Origin of the sequence: Microbacterium sp. P03, from assembly GCF_043556235.1 — a bacterium.
Taxonomy (GTDB): Bacteria; Actinomycetota; Actinomycetes; order Actinomycetales; family Microbacteriaceae; genus Microbacterium.
The window spans coordinates 404246-419664 of sequence record NZ_JBIGIM010000002.1; the positions used below are offsets into that span (position 1 = coordinate 404246).

Here is a 15419-nt window from a genome sequence, read left to right on the forward strand (position 1 = left end):
GCCAGCCCCGCGATTCCTGCGAATGATCGAAGACGCGGTCACCCGGGGCCTCGCGCCGCGTCGGCCAGTGCTCAGTCGATCGGGCGCTCCGGGTCGGACGCGATGACGCGGTCGTCCGGATACGGCACCGCCCAATGCGGCTCCGGGACGGGCCAGCCCGCAGCCCGCAGCGCGCGCCGGGCGAGCTCCCTCGCCGAGTAGGGCGTGCGCACACCGCGGATGTCGCGGTAGTCCTGGTGTCCGGGGCCCGCCCACAGGATCGCATCGCCCTCGCCGACGAGCGCCACCGCTTCGACGATCGCGCGCTCCGGGGGGGAGAACTCGAGGATCTCGGCATCCGGTCGCGCGATCCTCGCACCTTCGATGAGGGTCGCGCGGATGGAATCCGGATCTTCATGTCGAGGGTGGTGGTCGGTGATCACGAGGATGTCGCTGCCCTCGACTCCCGTGCGTCCCATGTCGTGCCGCTTGGTCGCATCACGGTCGCCGTCGGCGCCGAACAGCATGACGACCTTGCCCGGCGTGACCCGCCGGACGGCGGCGAGGGTCTTCTCGAAGGCGTCGGGGGAGTGCCCGAAGTCGACGAACACGGCCGGTCCGCGCTCTCCCGAGACCAGCTGCGTGCGGCCGGGCAGGTAGGCGTCGATACGGCCGCCGTCCAGGGCCGCTGTCAGCGCGTCCCAGCCGTAACCGCCCTCGAGCAGCATCACGATCGCGAGCCCGGCGTTGGCCGCCATGTGGCGCCCGATCACCGGCACGACGGTCCGCAGTGACCGAGCGTCGGGGCCGCTCAGCGTGAACTCGGTGCCGTCTTGACGTTCGTCGAGGATCTCGACCGTCCAGTCGGCGGATGCTGCGGCATCCGGATCTGCGGCGATCGCCGGTGTGCCCACCGTGACGAACGGCACCTCGCACCGCGCCACGACCTCCGCGCTCGGCGCGGAGTCGAGCGAGATCACGGCGCGGCGTGCCCGGTCGGCGCGGAACAGCGGCAGCTTCGCCTCGAAGTACTCCCTCATGTCGGCGTAGTCGTCGAGGTGATCGTGGGTGAGGTTCGTGAACCCGGCGACGTCGAACACGATGCCGTCGACACGGCGACGGGAGAGCGCCTGCGCACTGACCTCGACGGCCACGGCCTCGACTCCGCGCTCGCGCATGAGCGCAAGGAGGGCGTGCATCTCGGAAGCCTCGGGGGTGGTCAGCCTCGAGACGATGACGTCACCCGCGATGTGTCGTTCAGCGGTGGAGGAGAGGCCCGAGATCACGCCCAGCTGACCGAGGATGCCCTCGAGGAGGTGGGAGACGCTGGTCTTGCCGTTCGTACCGGTCGTTCCGAACAGCAGCGGAAGGACATCGTCCTGGCCCGTGCCGTAGACCCACGCCGAGAGGTCGCCGAGTGCTCCGCGCGGGTCGTCGACGACCAGCACGGGAAGCCCGGACTCCGCCGCGATGTCCGCGCCCCCGGCATCCGTGACGATGGCGACGGCACCCTTCGCGGCGGCCGCCGAGGCGAACTCCGCGCCATGGCGGTTCACGCCGCGGATCGCGACGAACGCCTCGCCGGGGCGCAGATCGGCCGTCGCCAGCGTGATGCCGGTCACGATGATGCCGTCCGTCTCACCCCGGACCTCGCGGGCGAACCGGCTCGCGAGTTCGGTGAGCGAGCGCTCCGGCGGATTCTCCGGTCGGAGGACGGGCGGGAGGTTCGTGGGTGCGTCAGCAGTCGACATGGCGCGTCCATCCTCTCATCGAGCGACCACGCTCGTGAGGTGCCGCGACCACCGGGCGGTGTCGGTGCGGCGAACGGCCGCGACACGCCGTGTGCCTCGCGGGGCAGACGGCGTGTCGCGACCGCTCGCGCGCGTCAAGGCGTCAACGGGCGACGGTGCGGACGGGCGGCCGAGCGGCCTCAGGGACGGCGGCGGCGCAGCAGGCTCACCGCGACCGCGGCGAGGCCTGCCGCCAGCGCGCCGCCGGCGAGCCACCGCGCCACGGGGTCTGCCGTCGCGGCGCTGGATGCCGCGCCCGCGGTGTCGGTCGAGGTCTGCGCATGAGCATGGTCGCCGTCGGCCGTGGCATCCGTCGTCCCGTGCTCGTCTCCTTCGGCGACGACATCGCCGACCGCCACGGCCGGCGCCGGGTTCTCGACGCTCTCGTCATCGGCACCCTCCGCGGGGATCTCGGTCCAGGCGGTGGAGCCCTCGACGCATTCCTGAGTGAGGGGGAAGGCGACCGTGCTGCCGGCGGTGGACTCGTCGAACAGGACGTCCATCGAGACGGTCGCCTTGATGCCGGACTCGATCGGCTGGTCGCTCGAGAACGTCACCCGGGTCGGGACGCCGTCGCTGCCGACGTCGCGCGAGATGGTCCACCCGCCCTGAGCGACCGGCGTGACATTGCCCACGCCCTCTGGGATGTCGAAGACGAGCGCGCGCGTCGGAGAGTCGTCGCAGCCATGACTGAACGAGAAGGTGAGCGAGGAGGTCGCTCCTGCTGCCGCCTCCTCGGGGGTCACGTGCACGTGAGCCGATGCGGCGAGCGGGACCGCGATCGCGAGCAGAGCGCCGGCGGTGATGCCCGTCACGAGGCGAGCACGCGCGCCGCGTCGGCGTGCGGTGAGGGGTGAGATGGACGGTGTGGTGTGCATGGAGTTTTCGCTTTCGGTGTGAGCGCGGTCGATGGACCGCGCCGAGAAGATGTCGATGATGAGCGGATGCCGCGGCCCGCGCGGCTCCGCGTGCGTCGTCTGCGCCGGACGGAGGGCTGCCTCGTCCGGGACGTCGACGGGGCGCAGACGAGCGCGGCGCACGCGCCACGTCGACCCTGCGCAGGGCGCGGGGCGCCCCGCGCGGACGACGGGATGCCTGGCGTCGCCGTGCGCGGCAGTGATGCGGGACGCGGCGTCAGCGCGCGCGAACCCGGGACGCGCCGTCAGGCGCGCGCGAACCGTGGCGGCGGACCCCGCCGGGAGACGTCGGAGCGGTACGTCGAGGCGGGCAGTGCGATGACGCGCACCACAGGACGAGCGGACTCGGGCTCCGGGCGGGGCATCGGCGCGGAGGAGAGACGGTCGAGCATCCGACGAACGCCGCCCGCGACGGCGCGGATGACACGCTCGGCGCGGAGGATCAGCGCTGCCGTGACGATGCCGGCGAGCAGGTGGGCGCCGATCATGCCGACGTCCCCGCCCGAGGACGCGACCGTCGCCTCAGCGAGCATCGTCGACATGTCGTGCGCGTGGCCCGCGGACGGGCTCGCGGCGGAAGGAGCGACATCGCCGACGACGGCGAAGGCGACGTGGAAGAGCACCTGGCTCGTCGCGACGGCCAGCGCCGTGCGCACCGTCGAGAGCCGCCGGCCGACGAGCGCCACGGAGATCGGCGACGCGAGCACCGCGAGAGCCAGCACGAAGGCCGGAGCAGGAGCCCCGCCGCCTCCGAGAGTGTGGGCGACCGCGGCGATGACCGTGGCCGCCGACGCGACAGCGGTGCCCCGAAGGGCACGGAGCTGACGCGGCGACATGGGGGACCTTCCGGGATCGGTCTGGTTTCATTCGTACCAGAGCGTCGGGTCTCCCGGCGCACGGCCAACCCTAAGCCGCGCGCCGGTAGCGTGTGCGTGTGACCGTCGTCGCTTTCATCATCGGACTGCTCCTCATGATCGTGGGGCTCGCTGTGTCGATCGCGCTGCACGAGATCGGCCACCTCGTCCCCGCCAAGAGATTCGGCGTGCACGTCGGTCAGTACATGATCGGCTTCGGACCGACCCTCTGGTCTCGGCGATACGGCGAGACCCAGTACGGTTTCAAGGCCATCCCGCTGGGTGGGTACATCTCGATGTCGGGCATGTACCCGCCGTCTCCGAAAGAACGCGCCGCTGCCGCGGAGGGCCGGCTCGAGGGTCGTGCGGGGGGCGGCTTCTTCGCCACCCTCGTGCAGGATGCCCGGGTCGCGAACGACGAGACCCTCCTCGCCGGGGAAGAGCGGGTCTTCTACAAGCTTCCCGTGTACAAGCGCATCATCATCATGCTCGGCGGGCCGTTCATGAACCTGTTGCTCGCGATCCTGCTCTTCACGATCGTGTTCAGCGGCATCGGCATCCAGCAGGCGACGACCACCGTCGCGAGCGTGAGTGAATGCGTCATCTCGGCTGCCGAGGACCGCACGGACTGCTCCTCGTCCGACCCCGTCGCCCCCGCCGCGGCGGCGGGGATCCGTCCCGGCGACGTCATCGAGTCGATCGACGGAACGCCGGTGGCGACGTTCGCCGAGGCATCCGCCATCATCCGCGTCTCACCTGCGACGCAGCTCGACGTCGTGGTCACCCGTGACGGACAGGCGCTCACCCTGCAGGTGACTCCCCTGGAGAACACGGTGGCGGTGACGGATGCCTCGGGCAACGCGGTCCTCGACGCCGAGGGCGATCCTCAGACGCAGGAGGTCGGCTTCATCGGGATCCGTCCGCAATCCGCTCTGACACCGCAGCCGATCTGGGCAGGACCCGAGGCCGCTCTGCAGAACGTCGGCGCTGTCGCCGGAATCATCTGGCAGCTGCCTGTCAAGGTGTACGACACCGCCGTGACCCTGTTCACGGGCGGAGAGCGCGACCCCAACGGCCCCCTGAGTGTCGTCGGGGCCGGAGTCATCGCGGGCGAGGTCGCGGCGTCGGACGCTCCGATCCTGAACCGCGTCTCAGGCTTCCTCGGTCTGCTCGCATCGCTGAATATCGCCCTGTTCGTGTTCAACCTGGTCCCACTGCTGCCGTTGGACGGCGGTCACGTCGTCGTGGCGCTGTGGGACGGTCTCAAGCGCGCGTGGTCGAAGATCTTCCGTCGCGGAGCCCCCCAGCCCGTCGACGCGACCAAGCTGGTGCCGGTCACGTTCGTCGTCGTGATCCTGCTGGTCGGGATGGGCGCGATCCTCATCCTCGCCGACCTGATCAACCCGGTCTCGATCATCCAGTAGCCGGCGGCCGGGTGCGCGTCGGTCAGGCGTCGACCGGCGTGAGCGCATGCGTGACGAGTCGCTCGAGGGTCGCCATCCCGTCGCGGGACAGGATCGACTCGAGGTGACCCTGGATGGAGGCGAACCCCGGTCCGCGCAGCGCGTACACGTCGCCCGACTCGGGGTCTGCGGCCAGTTGCGCCGCACCGATCGACGTCGCGCCCGGGGCGACCCGAGCGGTGAAGGTGTTGTAGAAGCCGACGGATGCGGCGGTCCCGAAGACGTCGACGGTCTTCTGCAGCCCCTGGTGGGGTGCGGCCAGCGGTGCGAGGTCGATGCCGAGCGAGTCCGCCAGGATCTGGTGGCTGAGGCACACCGCGAGCAGCGGTCGCCCCGAGTCCCGCCGTCGGACCACCACTTCACGCATGCGGATCATCCGCGCATTCTCCGGATCGCGGGGGTCTCCGGGACCGGGGCCGGAGACGACGAGCTCCGCGGCATCCACTCGCTCATCGGTGACCTCGTCCCAGGGCACGATCGCGACCTCGAGACCGAGGTGGCGCAACTGATGGGCCAGCATCGTCGTGAATCGGTCTTCGGCGTCGACCACCAATGCCGACCGTCCCGTGAGGGCTCCGTCGGGCGCCGCGTCCTGGGGGTTCAGCCAGAACGCCGCGAGACGCGCATTGCGCGACTGCAGCAGCGCGGCGATCTCGGGGTCGTCGGCCAGCCGGGTGCGCGGAACGACCGGCGCATCAGGGTCGACCTCATCGGCCGCCTCCGCCGCGGCGTCGCGGGCCACGGCGCCGATGGCGCCCAGCACGCCGGCGGCCTTCCCGTGCGTCTCGGCGACCTCGCCGTAGGGGTCGGAATGACGCACCAGGGTTGCGCCGACCGGCACGCGCAGCATCCCGTCCACCAGGTAGGCGGTGCGGATGAGGATGGGGGCGTCGAGATCGTGGCCGGTCCCGTCGGAGCTGGGGGTGAAGAGCGCAGCCACGCCGGAGTAGTACCCCCGAGGTCGCGTCTCGTGACGCGCGATCACCGTGCATGCGTTCTGCATCGGCGAACCGGTGACGGTGGGTGCGAACATCGTCTCGCGCAGGATGTCTCGGGGATCGAGGGTGCTCCGGCCGCGCAGCATGTACTCGGTGTGCGTCAGCCGCGACATCTCTTTGAGGTGCGGACCGGTGATGCGCCCGCCGTCGGAGCAGACGGCGCTCATCATCTTGAGCTCCTCGTCCACGACCATGAAGAGCTCCTCGGTCTCTTTCGTCGACTCGAGGAACTCGGTGAGCGTCTCGGCCGTCGCGCCCCCGGCGGGATGGCGGAAGGTGCCCGAGATCGGGTTCATCGTCACCGTGCTGTAGCCGGGCTCCGCCGGAGCCCCGGTGCGGGCGCTCACGTGCGCCTCCGGGCTCGCTCCGACGGCGATGTGGCCGGGGGTGACGACCGCGAACGTCCAGTAGGCGCCCTTCTCCTGAGCGAGGAGCGCGCGGAACCAGGTGAGGGCGGCGGTCACGGCATCCGTATCGACTCGCGCCGTGAAATCCCGCCTGATCACGAAATTGGCGCCTTCGCCGCGTCCGATCTCCTCCGCGATCACGCGCCGCACGATCTCGGCGTAATCCTCGTCCGCGATGTCGAACCCCGCGTCCGCGAGCGGAACAGGAGCGGTCGGCAGCTGGGCGAGCGCGTCGGCGCGGCTGATGCTGTCGTGCTGAGTGACGACGAGACAGCGGAGCGGCGCACCATCGTCGTGGCATTCGAAGCCGCGCTCGCGCACCTGTCGGAACGGGACCAGGGCGAGCACCTCGCGGCGCTCGCCCGCAGCATCCGTCAGCGGAATGTCCGCCAGCAGGTCGACATCGACCACGTCGCCCGTGAGCAGCTCGACCGTGGTGTCGTCACGCGCGATCAGCGCGAAGGGGATCCGGCCGGCCGTCAGGGCCGCGAGCGTGAGGGGAGTGTGCCCGGTCATCGTCGATCTTTCGTCGTGGGGGCGGTCACCTACGAAAAAACCGCCCGGAGGCGGTGTGTGGTCGCGCGAACACCCACCGCCTACGCGGTGGGCCACCAGGAGATGCTCGCGAACATGGGCCGAAACTATCACAACGCCTCCGCGCCCGGCGGTACGGGCCGCACACAGGCCGTGCGGCGTAGGCTGGGGGATGTGCCAGCAGTGAATCTCGGGATGCCTAAGGTCCCCGAAGTCCTCGCCCCCCGTCGCAAGACCCGCCAGATCAAGGTCGGGAAGGTGCTCGTGGGCGGTGGTGCCCCCGTGAGCGTGCAGTCGATGTGCACGACGCCGACGACGAACATCAACGCCACGCTCCAGCAGATCGCCGAACTCACGGCGTCGGGCTGCGAGATCGTGCGCGTGGCCGTGCCCTCGCAGGACGATGCGGATGTGCTGCACATCATCGCGAAGAAGAGCCAGATCCCGGTCATCGCCGACATCCACTTCCAGCCGCGCTACATCTATCAGGCGATCGACGCCGGCTGTGCGGCGGTGCGTGTCAATCCGGGCAACATCCGCGAATTCGACGGCAATGTCGGCGAGATCGCCGCTGCCGCCAAGGCCGCCGGCGTGTCGCTGCGCATCGGGGTGAACGCAGGATCGCTCGACAAGCGCATCATGCAGAAGTACGGCAAGGCGACTCCCGAGGCCCTCGTGGAGAGCGCCGTGTGGGAGGCCGGGCTCTTCGAGGAGCACGACTTCCACGACTTCAAGATCTCGGTCAAGCACAACGACCCGATCATCATGGTGAAGGCCTACCGGCTGTTGTCCGAGCGGGGTGATTGGCCCCTCCACCTCGGTGTGACCGAGGCGGGTCCGGCATTCCAGGGCACCATCAAGTCGGCGACCGCCTTCGGGATCCTCCTGTCGGAGGGAATCGGGGACACGATCCGCGTGTCGCTGTCGGCTCCGCCCGCTGAAGAGGTCAAGGTCGGCCACCAGATCCTGCAGTCGCTGAATCTGCGCGAACGCAAGCTCGAGATCGTCTCGTGCCCCTCCTGCGGCCGTGCCCAGGTGGACGTCTACTCGCTCGCCGACAACGTGACCGAGGGACTGAAAGATATGACCGTGCCGCTGCGCGTCGCCGTCATGGGGTGTGTCGTCAACGGACCCGGCGAGGCGCGCGAGGCCGATCTGGGTGTGGCCTCCGGCAACGGCAAGGGGCAGATCTTCGTCAAGGGCCAGGTCATCAAGACCGTGCCCGAAGCGGAGATCGTCGCCACGCTGATCGAAGAGGCCAACCGTCTCGCTGCCGAGATGGGGCCCGACGCCGGCATCGGCACGGCTCAGGTCGTCACGGCCTGAGCGGCGGGCGGTCCGCCGTCAGTCGGTGACCGGATCGTCGTCGGTGCGCCACTCCGCGAGGAACTCGGCGATCGACTTCGCCGCCAGATCCTTGCGCACGCGGCCGAGCAGCTGATCCGCTTCGCTGAGCGATCCCGCGGAGAGGCGGAGGATCTCGCCGCCCGTCTCGCGACGCGTCACCACAAGGTCCGTCATCGACGGCCCGCTATCGGTATCCTGCGTGATGAGACCGAGGGCGAAAGACGCCGCGGTGCGCATCGCGGAGCCGAGCGGACTCCCCGCCCGAGGGACGAGGGCGGCCTCGAGGTGCTCCGACGCCCGGTCGACAGCATCCTGGTCTCGGTTCGCGTCATGGTCCATGCCTCTCAGTATCCCGTGCGACCCTGCGGCGAGGGCCGCGACACCTCAGGTGCGGACCGTCCGTCTCCTCTAGACCCCACGGCCGCGCAGCTCATCCGTCATCGCCGACACGCGCTGCCGCAGAGCGTTCACGATGGCCGCCACGGCGGGTCGATCGAGCGACTCCGGTCGCAGCACCATCCAGTACGGCAGCCGCTCGGTGAGCTCCTGCGGCAGCAGCCGGACCAAGTCGGGGTGCCTGTCCGCCACGAAGCACGGGAGGAGTCCGATGCCCGCGCCGGCCCTGGTCGCCTCCACGTGCACGAAGACGTTCGTCGACGTCAGCGAATCCCGCATCGTCGGCACGAGGCGGCGGGGGGCGTCCAGATCGTCGACGAGCAGCATCGAGTCGATGAAGTACACGAGCGGATGCCGCGCCAGTTCATCGAGATCGGCGGGGGTGCCGTGCTCGACGAGGTAGTCGCGGGAGGCGTACATCCCCAGGCTGTACTCCGCCAACAGGAACGCCTCCGCGCGGTGCACCTGCGGTCGCCCGACCACGATCTCGACATCGAGCCCGGAGCGCTGCTGCAATGCCCGACGGGTCACGGTGACCACCTCGACCTGGAGTAGGGGGTGGTCGCGCTGCAGGCCCGCCACGGCGGGCGCCGCGACGTACGCGCTGAAGCCATCGGTGGCCGACATGCGGACGACGCCGCTGAGAGCGGATGCTGCGTCCGGCGTCTGCAGCAGTGCCACGGCCGATTCGACGCCCTCGGCGGCGCGGACGGCCCGACGCCCGAGCTCGTTGAGCTCCCACCCGCCGACGGTGCGCGCGAGCACGCGGCCGCCGAGTGCGGCCTCGAGCGCTGCGATCCGTCTCGCCACGGTGGTGTGGTTGAGGCCGAGCGTGGCGGCGGCCGTCGTGAAGCGCCCGCCGCGCGCGACGGCGAGGAGAACCAGCAGGTCGTGTGGATCCGGTGTCATATCTGCAATTCTGCACAGCGCCTGCGCTGAAATGGGCATTGCACGCACGTTGCAGTGCACGTTTACTCAGTTGAGTCAACGACGACCCACGAGGAGAAACATGACTGCCGAAGATTCACCCCGCACGCGCGATGCGCAGACGACCTCGACGGAGCGCTCCGGCCTGAAGCGGATCGTCGCCGCCTCGATGGTGGGCACCGTCGTGGAGTGGTACGAGTTCTTCCTCTACGCCACCGCCGCGAGTCTCGTCTTCGGAACGGTGTTCTTCCCCAGCGCCGGCAGTCAGCTCGACGGCATCATCGCCGCCTTCCTCACCTACGCCGTCGGATTCATCGCCCGTCCGCTCGGAGGCATCGTGTTCGGGCAGATCGGCGACCGCCTCGGGCGCAAGCACACGCTCCAGGTCACGATCATCATGATCGGCGTCGCGACGTTCCTCATCGGCTGCCTACCGGGCTTCGGCTCGATCGGCTATTGGGCACCCGCGCTGCTGGTGGTTCTGCGCTTCGTTCAGGGCTTCGCTCTGGGCGGGGAGTGGGGCGGCGCGGTGCTGCTCGTCGCCGAGCAGAGCCCGAACCGCTCGCGGGCGTTCTGGTCGAGCTGGCCGCAGGCGGCGGTGCCGGTCGGCAACCTGCTGGCCACGCTGGTGCTGCTGACCATGTCGACGATCCTCCCCGCCACGCAGTTCCTGGAGTGGGGCTGGCGCGTGGCGTTCTGGCTTTCGGCCGTGATCGTGCTCGTCGGGTACTACATCCGCAAGCACGTCAGCGAGGCACCCATCTTCCTCGAAGCCCGTGCGCAGGTCGAGGCCGAGAAGGCCGTCAGCTATGGCGTGTTCGAAGTGGTCCGCCGGTACCCGAAGGGCGTCCTGAAGGCCATGGGTCTGCGGTTCGCCGAGAACATCCTCTACTACATCATCGTGAGCTTCTCGATCGTATATCTCGTCACGGTCCACCAGTACGACACCAGTCAGCTGCTGCTGGCGCTGCTGATCGCGCACGCGGTCCACTTCGCCGTGATCCCGCAGGTCGGTCGTCTGTGCGACCGCATCGGACGCAAGCCCGTCTACTTCGCCGGCGCCGTTCTCGGTGCGACCTGGGCATTCTTCGCCTTCCCGATGTTCGACACGCTCAACCCCGCCTTGATCGTGCTCGCCGTCACGATCGGACTCTGCTTCCACGCCCTCATGTACGCCGGGCAGCCGGCCATCATGGCAGAGCTCTTCCCCACGCGGATGCGCTACTCGGGGGTCTCGCTGGGATACCAGGTCACCTCGATCGTGGCGGGCTCGCTCGCCCCGATCATCGCCTCGGCTCTTCTGCAGCGCTATGGTTCGTGGGTGCCGATCGCCTTGTACATCGTGGGAGCGTGCATCGTGACACTTGTGGCGGTGATGACGCTGCGCGAGACCAAGGGTGCGTCGCTCCGAGCCGTCGACGAGGCGGATGCCGCGCGCTTCGGTCTGCCGTCGCCTGCGGATGCTCGATCGTGAGCGCAGAAGCCCTCGCAGGCCGCCGGGCGTTGGTCACCGGCGGAGGGGCGGGTATCGGCGCCGAGGTCGCCCGTCACCTCGCCGCCCGTGGAGCGCACGTGGTCGTCGCCGACCGTGACGGCGACGCGGCTCAGGCGGTCGCGGGTGAAATCGGGGGAACGCCTTGGGCGGTGGACCTCGCTGATCGGGAGCAGATGGACGGAGCCGCGTTCGCAGAGCGTCTGCGAGACATCGACATCCTCGTCAACAATGCGGGCATCCAGCGCATCGACGCGATCGAGGACTTCGACCCTGAGGCGTTCCGGTTCATCCTCCGGCTGATGGTGGAGGCGCCGTTCCTCCTCGTGCGCGCGGCGCTCCCGGGAATGTACGAGCGCGGTTTCGGCCGCATCGTGAACATCTCCTCGGTGCACGGACTGCGTGCCTCTCCGTTCAAGAGCGCCTATGTCACCGCCAAGCACGGGCTCGAGGGTCTGTCCAAGACGACGGCGCTCGAGGGCGGGCCGCACGGTGTCACGAGCAACTGCGTCAATCCCGGGTACGTGCGCACGGCGCTCGTCGAGAAGCAGCTTGCCGACCAAGCGGCCAAGCACGGCATCTCCGAGTCGGAGGTGCTCGAGAAGATCCTCCTCACCGAGAGCGCGATCAAGCGCCTGGTCGAGCCGCGAGAGGTCGCCTCGCTCGTCGGATGGCTGACCTCCGACGATGCGGCGATGGTCACGGGCGCCAGTTACACGATGGACGGCGGCTGGTCGGCGCGCTGATCTCGGCTCGCCGGTCTTGGGCGGCATCCGGTCCTTCGACGAACGGGCGCGACACGCCGTTGCGCGCTGCGCGGCGGGATACCGCGCGGCGCGTCGCGACCGTCGGCGATACCGGCTCGCAGGACGCGGCATCCGTCCCTTCGGCGAACGGGCGCGACACGCCGTTGCGCGCTGCGCGGCGGGATACCGCGCGGCGTGTCGCGACCGTTCGGCCGGGCTCGGCGGATCCCTCGAGGCGCGCGCCGCCGCGCGCGCCCGGCAGGCTGCGCGCGGCGAGTCAGTCGAGCGCGTAACTGAGTGAGAGCCAGTTCTCGCGGCAGAGGCCGGCCGTCGCCTCCGCGTCGCCTGCGCGCGCCGCGGCGAGGATCTCCCCGTGCTGCGCAACCGAATCCCGCGCCGCGAACGAACCGAAGCGCTGTCGCTCCACCCGCCGCAGCAGGGGAGTGGTGATCTCCAGCACCTCGGCGATCATCGGATTGCCGCTGGCGACGACGAGCACGTCATGGAAGCGATCGTCCTCGCGCAGGGCGTCCTCGATCTCGCCGGCAGAGATCGCGCGCTCGAACGCGGCATTCGCGTGGTCCATCTGGTCGAGGAGCGCGTCGGTGAGGCGGGGCACAGCGAGGCGGGCGGCGAGTTCGTGCATGGATGCCGCGACCTGCTGTGCGCTGAGCGTCGAGGCTGCATCGAACGGGGCGACGATCGTAGACCGCCCCGGGTGGGCGACGACGAGCCCGGCGCGCTCGAGGCGCAGGAGCGCCTCGCGAATGGGCGTGCGGCTGACCCCCAGCCACGACTCGATCTCGGCATCGCGCAGACGCTCGCCGGGCGCGAGCGTGCCGTCCACGATCGCGTCACGGAGCGAGACGTAGACGTTGTCGCGCAGCAGCTCGCGCGTGCGGATGCGGCTGTCGGCCGGAATGGGCATGCATCGACTCCTCGTGACGGTGGAGTCGACTCTACGCGGCATACGCCATCTCGTATGCAATATCCAAAATACTGCGCTACGGTGAGGACACCCGACCCGAAGGAACGCGACATGCCCCTCTCAGATTTCGAGCGCTACCCGCTGACTTTCGGACCGAGTCCGATCCACCATCTGCCCCGCCTCACGCAGCACCTCGGCGGAGCCCAGGTGTGGGCGAAGCGGGAGGACGTCAACAGCGGTCTCGCATTCGGGGGCAACAAGACACGCAAGCTCGAATACCTGATCCCCGAGGCGCTCGCCCAGGGCGCGGACACCCTCGTCTCGATCGGCGGCTACCAGTCGAACCACACCCGCCAGGTGGCCGCCGTGGCGGCGAAGCTGGGGCTCAAGGCGCGGCTCGTGCAGGAGAACTGGGTCGAGTGGCCCGATCCGCTGAGCGATCGCGTCGGCAACATCCAGCTGTCCCGCATCATGGGCGCGAAGGTCACGCTCGACTCGGCGGGCTTCGACATCGGCATCCGCTCCAGCTGGCAGGCCGCGATCGACGAAGTGGTGTCCGAGGGCGGTACTCCCTACGCGATCCCGGCGGGGGCCTCCGACCATCGACTCGGTGGGCTGGGGTTCGCGAACTGGGCCTACGAGGTGGAGCAGCAGGAACGCGAGCTCGGCGTCTTCTTCGACACGATCATCGTCTGCACCGTGACCGGTTCGACGCACGCGGGCATGATCGCGGGCTTCGCGGGGCAGGAGCGCCCTCGGCGCGTGATCGGGATCGATGCATCCGCCACCCTGCAGAAGACGCGCGATCAGGTCGAGCGCATCGCTCGGAACACAGCCGAGCTGATCGGGCTCGGGCGGGACCTGCGCGATGACGAGATCACGATCCTCGAAGGCTGGGCGGGCGACCTCTACGGCATCCCGGTCGACTCGACGCTGGATGCCATCCGGCTGGGTGGCTCGCTCGAGGCGATGATCACCGATCCCGTCTACGAGGGCAAGTCGCTCGCGGGACTCATCGATCTCGTGGCATCGAAGGAGATCCCCGCGACGAGCAACGTCCTGTACGCCCACCTCGGCGGGCAGCTCGCGCTCAACGCCTACAGCGGACTGTTCCGCTGACCGCGTCCGCTCATCGACCGTCGGTGCCGCCCGGCGCGTCGAGAGCGGCGAAGTCGATCGTGCCGGTCGCGATGTCGACGCGCTGCAGGCGCAGACGCACCGTCGACCCGGGTTCGGCCCCCAGCCCCGCCACCGAAATGGTCACCGCCGGTCCGTTCAACTGCACCCGTGCCCCGTCGCCCCGTCTTCCGAGGACCGTGCCGGTGAACACGGTGCCCTCTCGTCCTGTCAGCAGAGCCGCCTCGACGCGGTCGACCGACGCGGCATCCGCGCGTCCGGCCAGCTGTCCGGTGCGACCCATGATCTTCGGCAGCTCGTCCAGGCTCGTGCGCGCCCATTCGGGCACTTCTCGCCCGTTGGCCAGTGCCTCGCAGATGACGAGGGACCAGCGGTCGACCAACCGTCGCAGCGGCGCGGTGGTGTGCGCGTAGGGAGCGCCGATGGCGGCCTGCGTCGCGTCGGCGGGCGGCGTGCCGTCGAAGGCCGCGTATCCGGCTCCTCGGAAGAGGGAGGCGGCCGCGTCTGCGACCGCGAGCGCCGCGGGGTCGTCGCGGTCGAGCCCCCGGAGGTAGTCGCCGTATCCCACCTCCGCGGGCCAGGGCAGGCCGAGCGCCGCTGCCCGGGTTCGAAACACCTCGACATCTGCGGCGGCGGCCTGCGGCATCGTGCGCAGGATGCCGATGCCACCGTCGAGCATGATGCGAGCGGCAGCCATGCCGGTCAGCAGCGAGACCTGCGCGTTCCAGTCCTCCACCGGCAGCGGCGCCCGCCGTTCGAGACGGTAGCCGTCCTGGTCGGCGATGATCTCCACGTCGGGAACGTTCAGACTGGCGCCTCCGCGCTCGCGTTCGCGCGCGGCCCGCAGGGGGCCGAACCAGGCGAGGGCCAGAAGGGACTCGGGCCCCGTTCCGTCGTCGATGGCGCGCTGAGCCTCGGCGTAGCTCCATTGCCGACGCGAGCGGACGACGGCGCGGCGCACCGTGACCTCCGTCGGGCGCGCGCCGTCGTCGAGCACGAGACGCCAGACGAAGGCTCGGCGGTCCCGATCGGGGAGGAGCGAGGCCGCGTCCTCGCTGATCCGGGGCGGATGCAGCGGGATCCGGCCGCCGGCCGTGTAGATCGTCTGGCCGCGCCGGCGCGCCTCTGCGTCGATCGCTCCGCCGGGCGCCACGAAAGCGGGGACGTCGGCGATCGCATAGTGCAGCGCGGCTCCGGTCGCCGAGCGTGACAGATGCAGCGCCTGATCGAGGTCCTGCGATCCCTCGGGGTCGATCGTGAGGAACTCGATGTCGCGCAGATCCTCCACCTCGGCGCCGGCCGGGTCGTCGGGGACCGACGACGCCGCGTCCTGCGCCTCGGCGAGGACATCAGGTGAGAACGCGCCCGGCAGGTCGAGCTCGGCGGGCAGGGCGGCGAGAGCGGCGGCCAATTCGCCCGCCGCCGCGGCGGAGACGAGGCGGGAACGACGGGCGGGCACGTGGTCAGTGTAGGGACACGCTTGCCGACGTGGGCGGATGAGCAC

At 70.0% G+C, this 15419-nt stretch carries 13 protein-coding genes; 5 read left to right on the forward strand and 8 right to left on the reverse strand.

Going from position 1 to position 15419, the window contains the following annotated elements; translation table 11 throughout:
* Nucleotides 1-71: 71 nt before the first annotated feature.
* The 3 genes from ACFXOO_RS09035 to ACFXOO_RS09045 form a co-directional block, all read right to left on the reverse strand.
* Nucleotides 72-1730: a Mur ligase family protein gene (locus ACFXOO_RS09035; protein WP_378854066.1), complete on the reverse strand. Its 1659-nt coding sequence runs from the start codon at nt 1728-1730 to the stop codon at nt 72-74.
* 179 nt (nt 1731-1909) lie between these two features.
* Nucleotides 1910-2809, reverse strand: coding sequence for a DUF1775 domain-containing protein (locus ACFXOO_RS09040; protein ID WP_378854068.1), 900 nt, complete (start codon nt 2807-2809; stop codon nt 1910-1912).
* A 122-nt stretch (nt 2810-2931) separates the two neighbouring features.
* Nucleotides 2932-3522, reverse strand: a complete 591-nt coding sequence (locus tag ACFXOO_RS09045) for a hypothetical protein (protein ID WP_378854070.1) — start codon at nt 3520-3522, stop codon at nt 2932-2934.
* A gap of 98 nt (nt 3523-3620) precedes the next feature.
* Here ACFXOO_RS09045 and ACFXOO_RS09050 point away from each other — a divergent pair, with 98 nt between their 5' ends.
* Entirely contained in the window at nt 3621-4964 is a 1344-nt protein-coding gene (locus ACFXOO_RS09050) for a M50 family metallopeptidase (protein WP_378854072.1), read from the forward strand.
* Between the two features lie 22 nt (nt 4965-4986).
* Here ACFXOO_RS09050 and ACFXOO_RS09055 read toward each other — a convergent pair whose 3' ends face one another.
* Complete coding sequence (locus tag ACFXOO_RS09055; RefSeq protein WP_394563372.1) at nt 4987-6924, reverse strand: anthranilate synthase family protein; 1938 nt, start codon at nt 6922-6924, stop codon at nt 4987-4989.
* A 192-nt stretch (nt 6925-7116) separates the two neighbouring features.
* Here ACFXOO_RS09055 and ispG point away from each other — a divergent pair, with 192 nt between their 5' ends.
* Nucleotides 7117-8268, forward strand: a complete 1152-nt coding sequence (gene ispG, locus ACFXOO_RS09060; protein WP_378840646.1) for a flavodoxin-dependent (E)-4-hydroxy-3-methylbut-2-enyl-diphosphate synthase — start codon at nt 7117-7119, stop codon at nt 8266-8268.
* Nucleotides 8269-8286: 18 nt separating this feature from the next.
* Here the strand turns inward: ispG and ACFXOO_RS09065 are convergent, their stop codons facing one another.
* Complete coding sequence (locus ACFXOO_RS09065; protein WP_378840643.1) at nt 8287-8628, reverse strand: hypothetical protein; 342 nt, start codon at nt 8626-8628, stop codon at nt 8287-8289.
* 69 nt (nt 8629-8697) lie between these two features.
* Nucleotides 8698-9594, reverse strand: coding sequence for a LysR family transcriptional regulator (locus ACFXOO_RS09070; protein WP_394563373.1), 897 nt, complete (start codon nt 9592-9594; stop codon nt 8698-8700).
* Nucleotides 9595-9694: 100 nt separating this feature from the next.
* Between ACFXOO_RS09070 and ACFXOO_RS09075 the strand changes: the two genes are divergently transcribed.
* Together ACFXOO_RS09075 and ACFXOO_RS09080 are read left to right on the forward strand one after the other, a co-directional pair.
* Nucleotides 9695-11086, forward strand: a complete 1392-nt coding sequence (locus ACFXOO_RS09075; RefSeq protein WP_378840639.1) for an MFS transporter — start codon at nt 9695-9697, stop codon at nt 11084-11086.
* Nucleotides 11083-11850, forward strand: coding sequence for a 3-hydroxybutyrate dehydrogenase (locus tag ACFXOO_RS09080; protein ID WP_378840636.1), 768 nt, complete (start codon nt 11083-11085; stop codon nt 11848-11850). Before ACFXOO_RS09075 ends, ACFXOO_RS09080 begins: the two co-directional genes overlap by 4 nt.
* A gap of 277 nt (nt 11851-12127) precedes the next feature.
* On the opposite strand, the gene ACFXOO_RS09085 is transcribed toward ACFXOO_RS09080, so the two are convergent.
* Nucleotides 12128-12778, reverse strand: coding sequence for a GntR family transcriptional regulator (locus tag ACFXOO_RS09085; RefSeq protein ID WP_378840634.1), 651 nt, complete (start codon nt 12776-12778; stop codon nt 12128-12130).
* Nucleotides 12779-12889: 111 nt separating this feature from the next.
* Here ACFXOO_RS09085 and ACFXOO_RS09090 point away from each other — a divergent pair, with 111 nt between their 5' ends.
* Nucleotides 12890-13897, forward strand: coding sequence for a 1-aminocyclopropane-1-carboxylate deaminase (locus tag ACFXOO_RS09090; protein WP_378840631.1), 1008 nt, complete (start codon nt 12890-12892; stop codon nt 13895-13897).
* Nucleotides 13898-13907: 10 nt separating this feature from the next.
* Here the strand turns inward: ACFXOO_RS09090 and ACFXOO_RS09095 are convergent, their stop codons facing one another.
* Complete coding sequence (locus ACFXOO_RS09095) at nt 13908-15374, reverse strand: RNB domain-containing ribonuclease (protein WP_394563374.1); 1467 nt, start codon at nt 15372-15374, stop codon at nt 13908-13910.
* Between the last annotated feature and the right edge of the window lie 45 nt (nt 15375-15419).

Bases quoted from the DNA above. Each gene is read 5' to 3' on its own strand.
- ACFXOO_RS09035 (WP_378854066.1), bottom strand. From the start codon at position 1,730: ATGTCGACTGCTGACGCACCCACGAACCTCCCGCCCGTCCTCCGACCG.
- ACFXOO_RS09045 (WP_378854070.1), bottom strand. From the start codon at position 3,522: ATGTCGCCGCGTCAGCTCCGTGCCCTTCGGGGCACCGCTGTCGCGTCG.
- ACFXOO_RS09055 (WP_394563372.1), bottom strand. From the start codon at position 6,924: ATGACCGGGCACACTCCCCTCACGCTCGCGGCCCTGACGGCCGGCCGG.
- ACFXOO_RS09065 (WP_378840643.1), bottom strand. From the start codon at position 8,628: ATGGACCATGACGCGAACCGAGACCAGGATGCTGTCGACCGGGCGTCG.
- ACFXOO_RS09070 (WP_394563373.1), bottom strand. From the start codon at position 9,594: ATGACACCGGATCCACACGACCTGCTGGTTCTCCTCGCCGTCGCGCGC.
- ACFXOO_RS09075 (WP_378840639.1), top strand. From the start codon at position 9,695: ATGACTGCCGAAGATTCACCCCGCACGCGCGATGCGCAGACGACCTCG.
- ACFXOO_RS09085 (WP_378840634.1), bottom strand. From the start codon at position 12,778: ATGCCCATTCCGGCCGACAGCCGCATCCGCACGCGCGAGCTGCTGCGC.
- ACFXOO_RS09090 (WP_378840631.1), top strand. From the start codon at position 12,890: ATGCCCCTCTCAGATTTCGAGCGCTACCCGCTGACTTTCGGACCGAGT.